The organism is Stenotrophomonas sp. BIO128-Bstrain (genome assembly GCF_030128875.1).
Lineage (GTDB): Bacteria > Pseudomonadota > Gammaproteobacteria > Xanthomonadales > Xanthomonadaceae > Stenotrophomonas > Stenotrophomonas bentonitica_A.
In genome coordinates this window covers 3,098,677-3,111,062 of sequence record NZ_CP124620.1, presented here as the reverse complement: position 1 = coordinate 3,111,062, position 12,386 = coordinate 3,098,677, and the positions used below count along the sequence as shown (strand labels likewise).

Sequence of the window (12,386 nt, the reverse complement as noted above, 5' to 3'; positions counted from 1 at the left end):
CTGTCCCCCATTCACATTTCGCGAATGGACGGCGCGCATTTAACGCCTTTTTTACGGGGTTGACCACTGCCAATTTCTCTGGCAAAGAGTGGAAGCGCTTACACCCTCGTTTCATTCAGGGAGGTCAACGTGCACAAGGGTTTCCGGCCGCTCCACGCCTTCCTGTCGCTGCTGCTGGCAGCGCTCTCGATGCCCGGCCACGCGCAAGGGATGCGCAGCCTGCAGGACCCGGGCTATCGCTATTACGAGATAGGTGCGGTGGGCGCGCCCCGGGCAGCCCGCACCGAGCCGGCGATGATGCTGATGGGCGGCGGCGAGTGGGTGCCCGCCGCCTTCCAATGGTGGCTGGGGCGCGCCGGCCACGGCCGGGTGGTGATCCTGCGCGCTTCCGGCGCCGATGAGTTGCAGAACCGCCTGTACCGGGACGTCGGCGGGGCGGTCTCGGTCCAGACCCTGGTGTTCAACAGCCGGCGTGCAGCCGATGACCCCGCGGTGCTGGGCGTGATCGCCGCCGCCGATGCGATCTTCATCGCCGGCGGCGACCAGTCGCGCTATATCCGTTTCTGGAAAGGCACGGCGGTGAACGAGGCGCTCAACGCACATGTACGTGCTGGCCGGCCGATCGCCGGCACCAGCGCCGGGCTCGCCATACTGGGCGGCTACAGCTATGGCGCGATGGATGGTGGCAGCGTCACCTCCCGTCGTGCCCTGCGCGACCCCATGGGCAGCGCGGTGACCCTGGACAGTGATTTCCTGGCCATGCCGTACCTGGCCAACGTGGTCACCGATACCCATTTCGGCAAGCGCGACCGGCTCGGGCGCCTGATCGTGTTCGTGGCCCGGGCGGCACAGCGCAGCGGGCAGCAGGACATGGTCGGCCTGGGCGTGGACGAGGACACCGCGCTGTGCGTGGAGGCGGACGGCACCGGCCAGGTGTTCAGTCGGGACGGCGGCTACGCCTGGCTGGTGATGCCGCAGCGCGCCGCCGATCGCCTGCGCGGCGGCAGCCCGCTGGAGTTCCGCGCCATTCCGGTGACCGGGGTGGGGGAGGGCAGCCGCCTGCATCTGGATGGCTTCCGGGTGGACGATGCTGCCTTCCGGATGACGGCCGATATCCGGGAAGGCCGCCTGCAGTTGCACCCGTAGACCCACGCACGCCGGGGGCGTGCGGGCGCTGTCGCGTGCGGGTCACGCGCGCGGGTGATCCGTGGCGCATGCCATGATGCGGGCACCTCCGGATCCGAGTGCGTTGCCCATGTCCCGTCCACGCGCATTGCTGCTGTCCCTGTGTCTGCTGAGCCCGCTTGTCCATGCCGCCGAACCGGTGCTGGTCATCCATGGCGGCGCCGGCGTGGAGCGCAAGGATCTATCGCCGGCCGAGGAAAAGGCGGCGCGCGCGGCCCTGCAGCAGGCCCTGGTGAAGGGGCATGCCGCCCTGGCAGCCGGGAAGCCGGCGCTGGAGGCCGTGACCGCGGCGATCACCGTGCTCGAGGACGATCCCACCTTCAATGCAGGCAGGGGCGCGGTGTTCACCCACGATGGCCGCAACGAACTGGATGCCTCGCTGATGGATGGCGCCACCCTCAAGGCCGGCGCGGTGGCCGGCGTGCAGCGCGTGCGCAACCCGATCCTGCTGGCCGAGGCCGTGATGCAGCATTCCCCGCACGTGATGATGGTCGGGCAGGGCGCCGAAGCCTTCGCCACGGACCAGGGCATCACCCTGGTGGACCCGTCGTACTTCCGCACCGACAAGCGCTGGCAGCAGCTGCAGAAGGCTCTCAAGGAAGAAGCCAGCGGCCAGGCCCATGCGGATCTGGAAACGGCGCGCCACTTCGGAACGGTGGGTGCGGTCGCACTCGACAAGGACGGCAGGCTCGCTGCAGGAACCTCCACCGGTGGCATGACGAACAAGCGCTACGGACGTGTCGGCGATTCGCCGATCATCGGTGCCGGCACGTATGCCGATGCCGGTTGTGCGGTATCGGGCACGGGCTGGGGCGAGTACTACATCCGCACCGCGGCCGCGCACGATATCTGCGCGCGCATGCGCTACCTCAAGCAGGGCCCGGAGGAGGCGGGACGCGCGGTGATCAACGAGCGCATTCCCGCGCTCGGGGGCGATGGCGGTGCGATCGTACTCGCGGCCGACGGCCGCGTGGCGACACCGTTCAACACGCAGGGCATGTATCGCGGCTGGATCGGCGCCGATGGCGTGCCGCATGTGGCGATCTTCGCCAGCGAAACCCTGCCGTTACCGGGCCAATAGCCTGTCCCGGCAAGGCAATTCGAAATTCGTGTGAAAAAATTCAAAAAGGTTGTTGACAGAACCCCCGTTTATCCCCAAAATTCACGGCTCTTCCACCCCACACCGAAAACGCTTCGGCGCCACGGGACAGGGTGGTAAGGAGGGATACCCAAGCGGCCAACGGGGGCAGACTGTAAATCTGCTGGCTTACGCCTTCGGTGGTTCGAATCCACCTCCCTCCACCAGTTTCATGTTGTGGCAAGAGCTTCCGATGCGGGAGTAGTTCAATGGTAGAACCTCAGCCTTCCAAGCTGATGGTGCGGGTTCGATCCCCGTCTCCCGCTCCATTGAATGAATTTGAATATATTCAAATTCGTGCCATAATACAAAACTCGCTCACGTAGCTCAGTCGGTAGAGCACCTCCTTGGTAAGGAGGAGGTCGAAGGTTCGATTCCTTTCGTGAGCACCATCTAAGTGCTACCAATTCAGACGATTTCGAGATAAGCAGCCATGGCCAAGGGTAAGTTCGAGCGCACCAAGCCGCACGTCAATGTCGGCACCATCGGTCACGTTGACCACGGCAAGACCACGCTGACCGCCGCACTGACCAAGATCGGTGCCGAGCGCTTTGGCGGTGAGTTCAAGGACTACTCCGCGATCGACGCCGCGCCGGAAGAAAAGGCGCGTGGCATCACGATCTCGACCGCGCACGTCGAATACGAATCCACCGTTCGTCACTACGCCCACGTCGATTGCCCGGGCCATGCTGACTACGTCAAGAACATGATCACCGGTGCTGCCCAGATGGACGGCGCGATCCTGGTCTGCTCCGCTGCTGACGGCCCGATGCCGCAGACCCGCGAGCACATCCTGCTGTCGCGTCAGGTCGGCGTGCCGTACATCGTCGTCTTCCTGAACAAGGCAGACATGGTCGATGACGCCGAGCTGCTGGAACTGGTTGAAATGGAAGTCCGCGAGCTGCTGAGCAAGTACGACTTCCCGGGCGACGACACCCCGATCATCTCGGGTTCGGCCCGCCTGGCGCTGGAAGGCGACCAGAGCGAGATCGGCGTGCCGGCCGTGATCAAGCTGGTCGAAGCTCTCGACAGCTGGATCCCGACCCCGGAGCGTGACGTCGACAAGCCCTTCCTGATGCCGGTGGAAGACGTGTTCTCGATCTCGGGCCGCGGCACCGTGGTGACCGGTCGTATCGAGCGCGGCGTGATCAAGGTCGGCGAAGAAATCGAAATCGTCGGTATCCGTCCGGTCCAGAAGACCACCGTGACCGGCGTGGAAATGTTCCGCAAGCTGCTGGATCAGGGTCAGGCAGGTGACAACGCCGGTCTGCTGCTGCGCGGCACCAAGCGTGACGACGTCGAGCGTGGCCAGGTCCTGGCCAAGCCGGGTTCGATCAAGCCGCACACCAAGTTCGACGCCGAAGTCTACGTCCTGTCCAAGGATGAAGGCGGCCGCCACACCCCGTTCTTCAAGGGCTACCGTCCGCAGTTCTACTTCCGTACCACCGACATCACCGGCGCTTGCGAACTGCCGGAAGGTGTGGAAATGGTGATGCCGGGCGACAACGTGAAGATGGTTGTCACCCTGATCAACCCGGTGGCAATGGACGAAGGTCTGCGCTTCGCCATCCGTGAAGGCGGTCGTACCGTCGGCGCCGGCGTGGTCTCCAAGATCCTCGAGTAACAGCGTTATACCGGCGGTTGCATTGCGCTGCCGGTCTCGCGAGTGGCGGGCCGGGAACCTCGGTCCGCCTTCGCCGTCTTAGGGAAGGCAAGTTTTTTCAGTACGCCAGTAGCTCAATTGGCAGAGCAGCGGTCTCCAAAACCGCAGGTTGGGGGTTCGAGTCCCTCCTGGCGTGCCACTTCTCCCTTCCAGCGGCTATGCCGCCACAGCAGCCAGAGCCGGATGAACAGCAAGATCGAGCATTCCAAAGACAACGCCTCCACTGGAGGTGACATCGTCAAGTACGCCGCCGCAGCGATCCTCGTGCTGGCGGGTCTTTTTGCTTGGTATTGGTTCGGTGCTCCTGAGCACGCCTCACAGAGTGCATGGGCCGGTCCGCTTCGCGGTCTGGCCGTTGTCGTTGGCCTGGTGGCCGGCCTCGGCGTGTTCCTGCTGACCGGCAAGGGTCGCGACACGCGGGAATTCCTTTCCGAATCGCGTTTCGAACTGCGCAAGGTGGTCTGGCCGACGCGCCAGGAAGCCATTCGCATGACCTGGGTGGTGATCGTTGTGGTGATCATCCTCAGCCTGCTGCTGGGCGGATTTGACTTCGTGATTCAGAAATTGACCCAGTGGTTCCTGGGTCGATAAGGAGAAACCAGTGAAGCGTTGGTACGTCGTTCACGCCTATTCGGGCTTCGAAAAGTCGGTGGCGCAGGCTCTGCGCGATCGCATCGTGCGTGACGAGATGCAGGAGCGCTTCGGTGACGTCCTGGTCCCGACCGAGGAAGTGGTTGAAATGCGCGCCGGCCAGAAGCGCCGTTCCGAGCGCAAGTTCTTCCCGGGTTACGTGCTGGTCCAGATCGAGACCCACGAAGAAAACGGCATTCCGCGCATCGACAACGAAAGCTGGCACCTTGTGAAGGATACGTCCAAGGTGATGGGCTTCATCGGCGGCACCGCCGACCGTCCGTTGCCGATCCGTGACGAGGAAGCTGCCGCCATCCTGGACCGCGTTCAGGAAGGTGTCGAAAAGCCGCGTCCGAAGGTGCTGTTCGAGCCGGGCCAGATGGTCCGCGTCACCGAAGGCCCGTTCAACGATTTCAACGGCGTGGTCGAGGAAGTCAACTACGAGAAAAGCCGTCTGCGCGTCTCGGTGCTGATCTTCGGTCGTGCCACCCCGGTCGAGCTCGAGTTCGGCCAGGTCGAAAAGGCCGTCTGAGCCTGAGGGCAGTGGGTTCCGGGCGGCCGCCCGGAACCTGAACAGCCCGGTACCCTCTGCCATGCGGCAGGGGAAGAAAAAACCTGATATAGTGCGCGGCTTCCTGCCAGGAAGCTGGCAAAAAGCAAGGGCCGCCGCAAGGTGGCCTTCTGCGTGAATTCAAAACGCGATGCCGGGACGCGTGATTCCCGGTCCGATGGGGAGCCTGTTGTCGCAAGGCGCTAGCACCCGGAGAGCATACTCATGGCAAAGAAAGTTGTCGGTTATATCAAGCTGCAGGTGAAGGCCGGTCAGGCCAACCCCTCGCCGCCGGTCGGTCCTGCGCTGGGTCAGCGTGGCCTGAACATCATGGAATTCTGCAAGGCCTTCAATGCCGCCACGCAGAAGCTGGAGCCGGGTCTGCCGGTGCCGGTCATCATCACGGCCTACTCGGACCGTACCTTCACCTTCATCACCAAGAGCACCCCGGCTGCCGTGCTGCTCAAGAAGGCTGCAGGCATCTCGTCGGGCTCCAAGCGTCCGAACACCGAGAAGGTGGGCAAGGTGACCCGCAAGCAGCTCGAAGAGATCGCCAAGACCAAGGAAGCAGACCTGACGGCTGCCGATCTGGATGCCGCGGTGCGCACCATCGCCGGTTCTGCCCGTTCCATGGGCCTCGTGGTAGAGGGTTAAGAAGATGGCACAGACCAAGCGTGAGAAGGCCATCAAGGCCGCCGTCGTCCCGGGCAAGGCATATGCCTTCGAGGACGCCATCAAGATCCTGAAGACCGCTACCAAGGCCAAGTTCGTCGAGTCCTTCGACGTTGCTGTGCGCCTGGGCGTGGACGCCAAGAAGTCCGACCAGCAGGTGCGCGGTTCCACCGTGCTGCCGGCCGGTACCGGCAAGAGCGTGCGCGTTGCCGTCTTCGCCCCGGCCGGTGCCAAGGCTGACGAAGCCCTGGCCGCTGGCGCCGAAGCCGTTGGCATGGACGATCTGGCCGAGAAGATGCAGGCCGGCGATCTGAACTACGACGTCGTTATCGCGACCCCGGATGCCATGCGCGTCGTGGGTAAGCTGGGCACCGTGCTCGGCCCGCGCGGCCTGATGCCGAACCCGAAGGTCGGCACCGTCTCGGCCAACCCGGGCGAAGCCGTCAAGAATGCCAAGTCGGGTCAGGTGCGTTACCGCACTGACAAGGCCGGCATCATCCATTGCACCATCGGCAAGGCCGACTTCGCCGAAGACGCGCTGAAGTCGAACCTGCAGGCGCTGCTGATGGACCTGATCAAGGCCAAGCCGGCCACCTCGAAGGGCACCTACCTGCAGAAGGTTTCGGTCAGCTCGACGATGGGCCCGGGCGTCACTGTCGACCAGTCGTCGCTGTCGCTGAAGTAATCGTTTCAAGCGGGTACCGGGCTCCGGTCCGGTATCCGCGATATTTGAAGGCAATCCGAGTGGGGTCCGCCCCGCGAAGATAGCCGTCAAAGACCGCAGGCGCGGTCAGTACATACCGGCGACGGGCAGGGATGCTCGCATTGGCAGGGAGTCGCCGCCGGCGCAGTACCGAACGCTTAATCGATTCCCCCGGGAATCACCCTGCGTAGATGGTGCCCTTCTGGAGTTTTTCTGGTTTACGCACGTCTGGGTTCTCCCAGGTTGGCCATCCAGGTCTAGAACGGCCCACCCTTGGAACATCACCTGATGTTCCCGGCGTCCAGGACGGATGCCGCCCAGGACCGCACACGGCAGGAGCCGTAAGCGGAGTTCAATTGGAGGAGTGCAATGGCTCTCAATCTGTCCCAGAAGCAAGAAGTAGTCGCCGAGCTGGCAGACGTCGCCGCCAAGGCTCACTCCTTGATCGCAGCCGAATACGCTGGCACCACGGTCTCCCAGATGACCGCGATGCGCAAGCAGGCACGCGAAACCGGCGTTTTCTTGAAAGTTGTCAAGAACACGCTGGCGGCACGTGCAGTGGAAGGTACCGAATACGAATGCGCCAAAGACGCACTCGTCGGTCCGCTGCTGTACGCGTTCTCGCTCGAGGAGCCCGGCGCAGCCGGTCGCCTGATCAAGGATTTTGCCAAGACCAACGACAAGCTGCAGGCAAAAGTCGTGGCCATCGGCGGGGAACTGTTCCCGGCCGGTCATGTCGACGTGCTGGCCTCGCTGCCGACCCGTGATCAGGCCCTGGCCATGCTGGCCCGCGTCCTGTCCGAGCCGGCTGCCATGTTCGCCCGCGCCGTCAAGGCCGTGGCCGACAAGCAGGATGGCGGTGAAACCGCTGACGCTGCCGAGCCGGTCGCCGAAACCGCCTGAGTCGACGTTTCCGTGGTTCCGAACGGAACCTCAACCCAGAAAATTATCCAAAGGTAATCAAAATGTCCCTTACCAACGAACAGATCGTCGACGCCATCGCCGAGAAGTCCCTGATGGAAGTGATGGAGCTGGTCAAGGCCATCGAAGAGAAGTTCGGCGTCTCCGCCGCTGCTCCGGTCGCCGCAGCTGCTGCTGCTGGCCCGGCTGCCGCTGTTGAAGAGCAGACCGAATTCGACGTCATCCTGAAGTCGGCCGGCGACAAGAAGGTCGAAGTCATCAAGGCTGTCCGCGCCATCACCGGCCTGGGCCTGAAGGAAGCGAAGGATCTGGCAGAAGCTGGCGGCATGATCAAGGAAGCCGCTTCGAAGGACGACGCTGCCAAGTTCAAGAAGGACCTGGAAGCTGCTGGCGCGACTGTCGAAGTCAAGTAAGCAGTTCCTTGCCTCGCCATCGAAACACGGCGATGCAGCCAAGGCTGGGGGCGTAAGCCCCCGGCCTTTGGTCGTTTCACGCAACACCCGAAGTACGAGCCCAACACGGGCTGCGGTCATCCCCCGTCACAGCGGCGCACAAGCGCGCGGGCAGGGGAGTGGATGCAGACGAGTTGGCAGTTGGAAGTAGCGGGAGAAGGCGTGCTGGTGCCGGCAATACCAGCGACTTCCAACTGACAATTTCAGTTTCCCCTCGGGTCGTGGACGCACGATCCGCACAGCCAAGGTGATACCTCATGACGTCTTATTCGTTCACCGAAAAGAAGCGTATCCGCAAGGATTTCGGCAAGCAGCGCTCGATCCTCGAAGTGCCGTTCCTGCTTGCCATCCAGGTCGATTCCTACCGTGAATTCCTGCAGGAAAACGTCGATCCGGCCAAGCGCACGGACCACGGCCTGCATGCGGCCCTGAAGTCGGTGTTCCCGATTTCCAGCTACAGCGGCAATGCCGCCCTGGAATACGTCGGCTACAAGCTCGGCGACCCGGTGTTCGACGAGCGCGAGTGCCGCCAGCGTGGCATGAGCTACGGCGCGCCGCTGCGCGTGACCGTGCGCCTGGTGATCTACGACCGCGAGTCGTCGACCAAGGCCATCAAGTACGTGAAGGAGCAGGAAGTCTATCTCGGCGAAATCCCGCTGATGACCGACAATGGCACCTTCATCGTGAACGGTACCGAGCGCGTGATCGTCTCGCAGCTGCACCGTTCGCCGGGCGTGTTCTTCGACCACGACCGTGGCAAGACCCACAGCTCGGGCAAGCTGCTGTACAGCGCCCGCATCATCCCGTACCGCGGCTCCTGGCTGGACTTCGAGTTCGACCCGAAGGACGCCCTGTTCACCCGTATCGATCGTCGCCGCAAGCTGCCGGTGTCGATCCTGCTGCGTGCGCTGGGTTACAGCAACGAAGAGATGCTGGCCGAGTTCTTCGAGATCAACACGTTCCACATCAACCCCGATGAAGGCGTGCAGCTGGAGCTGGTCTCCGAGCGCCTGCGTGGCGAGACCCTGAACTTCGACCTGGCCGACGGTGACAAGGTCATCGTGGAAGCGGGCAAGCGCATCACCGCGCGCCACGTCAAGCAGCTGGAAGCCTCGGGCATCGCTGCCCTGGCCGTGCCGGACGAGTACATGGTCGGCCGCATCCTGTCGCACGACGTGGTCGATGCGAACACCGGCGAACTGCTGGCCCAGGCCAACGACGAAATCACCGACGAGCAGCTGCAGGCCTTCCGCAAGGCCGGCGTGGATGCCGTGGGCACCCTGTGGGTGAACGATCTGGATCGTGGCCCGTACCTGTCCAACACCCTGCGCATCGATCCGACCAAGACCCAGCTCGAAGCCCTGGTCGAGATCTACCGCATGATGCGTCCGGGCGAGCCGCCGACCAAGGACGCCGCGCAGAACCTGTTCCACAACCTGTTCTTCACCTTCGAGCGCTACGACCTGTCCACGGTCGGCCGCATGAAGTTCAACCGTCGTGTCGGCCGCAAGGAAGTCACCGGCGAAGCCGTGCTGTACGACCGCAAGTACTTCGGTGAGCGCAACGACGAAGAGTCCAAGCGCCTGGTCGCCGAGCACGCCGACACCTCCGACATCCTGGACGTGATCAAGGTCCTGACCGAGATCCGCAACGGTCGCGGCGTGGTCGATGACATCGATCACCTGGGCAACCGTCGCGTGCGTTCGGTCGGTGAAATGGCCGAGAACGTGTTCCGCGTGGGCCTGGTCCGCGTCGAGCGCGCGGTCAAGGAACGCCTGTCGATGGCCGAATCCGAAGGCCTGACCCCGCAGGAACTGATCAATGCCAAGCCGGTCGCTGCGGCCATCAAGGAGTTCTTCGGCTCCTCGCAGCTGTCCCAGTTCATGGATCAGAACAACCCGCTGTCGGAAGTGACGCACAAGCGTCGCGTCTCGGCCCTGGGCCCGGGCGGCCTGACCCGCGAACGCGCCGGCTTCGAAGTGCGCGACGTGCACCCGACCCATTACGGCCGCGTCTGCACCATCGAAACGCCGGAAGGCCCGAACATCGGCCTGATCAACTCGCTGGCCGTGTACGCCCGCACCAACCAGTACGGCTTCCTCGAGACCCCGTACCGCAAGGTTGCCGACGGCAAGGTCTCCGACGAGATCGAATTCCTGTCGGCCATCGAAGAAAACGAGTACGTCATCGCCCAGGCCAACGCCCTGACCGATGCCAAGAGCATGCTCACCGAGCAGTTCGTGCCGTGCCGCTTCCAGGGTGAGTCGCTGCTCAAGCCGCCGGCGGAAGTCCACTTCATGGACGTCTCGCCGATGCAGACCGTGTCGATCGCTGCCGCGCTCGTCCCGTTCCTGGAGCACGATGACGCCAACCGCGCACTGATGGGCGCCAACATGCAGCGTCAGGCCGTGCCGACCCTGCGTGCCCAGAAGCCGCTGGTGGGTACCGGTATCGAACGCGCCGTGGCCCGTGACTCGGGTGTGACCGTGAACGCCCGTCGTGGCGGCGAGATCGTGCAGATCGACGCCGGCCGCATCGTGGTCAAGGTCAACGAAGTGGAGATCACCGACGCGACCGACGCCGGCGTGGATATCTACAACCTGATCAAGTACACCCGCTCCAACCAGAACACCTGCATCAACCAGCGTCCGCTGGTGGAAGTGGGCAACGTGGTGGCGCGTGGCGACGTGCTGGCTGACGGTCCGTCCACCGACATCGGCGAACTGGCCCTGGGCCAGAACATGCTGATCGCCTTCATGCCGTGGAACGGCTACAACTTCGAAGACTCCATCCTGCTTTCCGAGCGCGTGGTGGAAGAGGATCGCTACACCACGATCCACATCGAAGAGCTGACCTGCGTTGCGCGTGACACCAAGCTGGGGCCGGAGGAAATCTCCGCCGACATCCCGAACGTCTCCGAGCAGGCCCTGAACCGCCTGGACGAGAGCGGCGTGGTGTACATCGGTGCCGAAGTCCGCGCCGGCGACATCATGGTCGGCAAGGTCACCCCGAAGGGCGAAAGCCAGCTGACCCCGGAAGAGAAGCTGCTGCGCGCGATCTTCGGCGAGAAGGCCTCGGACGTGAAGGACAGCTCGCTGCGCGTGCCGCCGGGCATGGACGGCACCGTCATCGACGTGCAGGTCTTCACCCGCGATGGCATCGAGAAGGACAAGCGCGCCCGTCAGATCGAAGAGTCTGAAATCAAGCGCGTCAAGAAGGACTTCGACGACCAGTTCCGCATCCTGGAAGGCGCCATCTACGCCCGTCTGCGTTCGCAGATCGTGGGCAAGGTGGTCAACGGCGGTGCCAACCTGAAGAAGGGCGACACCGTTACCGACGCCTACCTGGACGGCCTGAAGAAGGCTGACTGGTTCGTGCTGCGCATGAAGGACGAGGACGCCTCCGAAGCCATCGAACGCGCCCAGAAGCAGATCCAGGCGCACGAGAAGGAATTCGAGCGTCGCTTCGCCGACAAGCGCGGCAAGATCACCGCGGGCGATGATCTGGCCCCGGGCGTGCTGAAGATGGTCAAGGTGTTCCTGGCCGTGAAGCGTCGCATCCAGCCGGGTGACAAGATGGCAGGCCGCCACGGCAACAAGGGTGTGGTCTCCAACGTGGTGCCGGTCGAAGACATGCCGTACATGGCCTCGGGCGAAACCGTGGACATCGTGCTGAACCCGCTGGGCGTGCCGTCGCGTATGAACATCGGCCAGATTCTGGAAGTGCATCTGGGCTGGGCCGCCAAGGGCCTGGGTCGCAAGATCCAGGGCATGCTGGAAGCCCAGGCCGCGATCAACGACCTGCGCAAGTTCCTGGACGACGTCTACAACCACGACAAGACCCAGCACGCCAACCACGTCGACCTGACCCAGTTCAGCGACGAGGAGCTGCTGCGCCTGGCCACCAACCTGACCGACGGCGTGCCGATGGCAACGCCGGTGTTCGACGGTGCGACGGAAGCCGAGATCAAGCACATGCTTGCCCTGGCCGACCTGCCGCTGAGCGGCCAGACCCAGCTGTATGACGGCCGCACCGGTGAGGCATTCGATCGCCACACCACCGTGGGCTACATGCACTACCTGAAGCTGAACCACCTGGTCGACGACAAGATGCACGCCCGTTCGACCGGCCCGTACTCGCTCGTCACCCAGCAGCCGCTGGGCGGCAAGGCGCAGTTCGGTGGCCAGCGCTTCGGTGAAATGGAAGTCTGGGCGCTGGAAGCCTACGGTGCGGCCTACACCCTGCAGGAAATGCTGACGGTGAAGTCCGATGACGTGCAGGGCCGCAACCAGATGTACAAGAACATCGTCGACGGTGAGCACGAGATGGTCGCGGGCATGCCGGAATCCTTCAACGTGCTCGTGAAGGAAATCCGCTCGCTGGCCATCAACATGGAACTGGACGGCAACTGATCGCGCAGGCGCGGCTGCCCCGGCAGCCGCGCCGCCACATCTGAACCGACAGCCCCATCG

10 protein-coding genes and 4 tRNA genes are annotated in these 12,386 nt (G+C 63.7%); all 14 read left to right on the top strand.

Annotated elements, in window-relative coordinates; genetic code table 11:
* The first annotated feature begins 189 nt into the window (after window positions 1-189).
* On the top strand, window positions 190-1,146 hold the full coding sequence (locus POS15_RS14275; RefSeq protein ID WP_284129651.1) for a cyanophycinase: 957 nt from the start codon (window positions 190-192) through the stop codon (window positions 1,144-1,146).
* Between the two features lie 109 nt (window positions 1,147-1,255).
* The gene (locus POS15_RS14270; protein ID WP_284128336.1) at window positions 1,256-2,266 is read left to right on the top strand and encodes an isoaspartyl peptidase/L-asparaginase; all 1,011 of its coding nucleotides are present in this window, start codon (window positions 1,256-1,258) and stop codon (window positions 2,264-2,266) included.
* A gap of 138 nt (window positions 2,267-2,404) precedes the next feature.
* Window positions 2,405-2,490, top strand: a tRNA-Tyr gene (locus POS15_RS14265).
* Window positions 2,491-2,518: 28 nt separating this feature from the next.
* Window positions 2,519-2,592, top strand: a tRNA-Gly gene (locus POS15_RS14260).
* A 47-nt stretch (window positions 2,593-2,639) separates the two neighbouring features.
* A tRNA-Thr gene (locus POS15_RS14255) sits at window positions 2,640-2,715 on the top strand.
* A gap of 41 nt (window positions 2,716-2,756) precedes the next feature.
* A complete protein-coding gene (gene tuf / locus POS15_RS14250) occupies window positions 2,757-3,947 on the top strand; it encodes an elongation factor Tu (protein ID WP_019186113.1) in 1,191 nt (396 codons plus the stop codon).
* A 102-nt stretch (window positions 3,948-4,049) separates the two neighbouring features.
* Window positions 4,050-4,125 (top strand) — tRNA-Trp (locus POS15_RS14245).
* A 44-nt stretch (window positions 4,126-4,169) separates the two neighbouring features.
* Window positions 4,170-4,577: a preprotein translocase subunit SecE gene (gene secE / locus POS15_RS14240; RefSeq protein ID WP_019186114.1), complete on the top strand. Its 408-nt coding sequence runs from the start codon at window positions 4,170-4,172 to the stop codon at window positions 4,575-4,577.
* A 10-nt stretch (window positions 4,578-4,587) separates the two neighbouring features.
* Window positions 4,588-5,148 (top strand): transcription termination/antitermination protein NusG, encoded by a 561-nt coding sequence (nusG, locus tag POS15_RS14235; RefSeq protein WP_019186115.1) that lies wholly within the window; start codon window positions 4,588-4,590, stop codon window positions 5,146-5,148.
* 243 nt (window positions 5,149-5,391) lie between these two features.
* Window positions 5,392-5,820 carry a 50S ribosomal protein L11 gene (gene rplK / locus POS15_RS14230; RefSeq protein ID WP_019186116.1) on the top strand — a complete coding sequence of 143 codons (429 nt, stop codon included), beginning with the start codon at window positions 5,392-5,394 and terminating at the stop codon, window positions 5,818-5,820.
* Window positions 5,821-5,824: 4 nt separating this feature from the next.
* Window positions 5,825-6,523 carry a 50S ribosomal protein L1 gene (gene rplA / locus POS15_RS14225; RefSeq protein ID WP_019186117.1) on the top strand — a complete coding sequence of 233 codons (699 nt, stop codon included), beginning with the start codon at window positions 5,825-5,827 and terminating at the stop codon, window positions 6,521-6,523.
* 387 nt (window positions 6,524-6,910) lie between these two features.
* Window positions 6,911-7,444, top strand: a complete 534-nt coding sequence (gene rplJ / locus POS15_RS14220) for a 50S ribosomal protein L10 (RefSeq protein ID WP_019186118.1) — start codon at window positions 6,911-6,913, stop codon at window positions 7,442-7,444.
* Window positions 7,445-7,506: 62 nt separating this feature from the next.
* The gene (rplL, locus tag POS15_RS14215; RefSeq protein WP_019186119.1) at window positions 7,507-7,875 is read left to right on the top strand and encodes a 50S ribosomal protein L7/L12; all 369 of its coding nucleotides are present in this window, start codon (window positions 7,507-7,509) and stop codon (window positions 7,873-7,875) included.
* Window positions 7,876-8,171: 296 nt separating this feature from the next.
* On the top strand, window positions 8,172-12,326 hold the full coding sequence (gene rpoB / locus POS15_RS14210) for a DNA-directed RNA polymerase subunit beta (RefSeq protein WP_019186120.1): 4,155 nt from the start codon (window positions 8,172-8,174) through the stop codon (window positions 12,324-12,326).
* Window positions 12,327-12,386 lie beyond the last annotated feature (60 nt).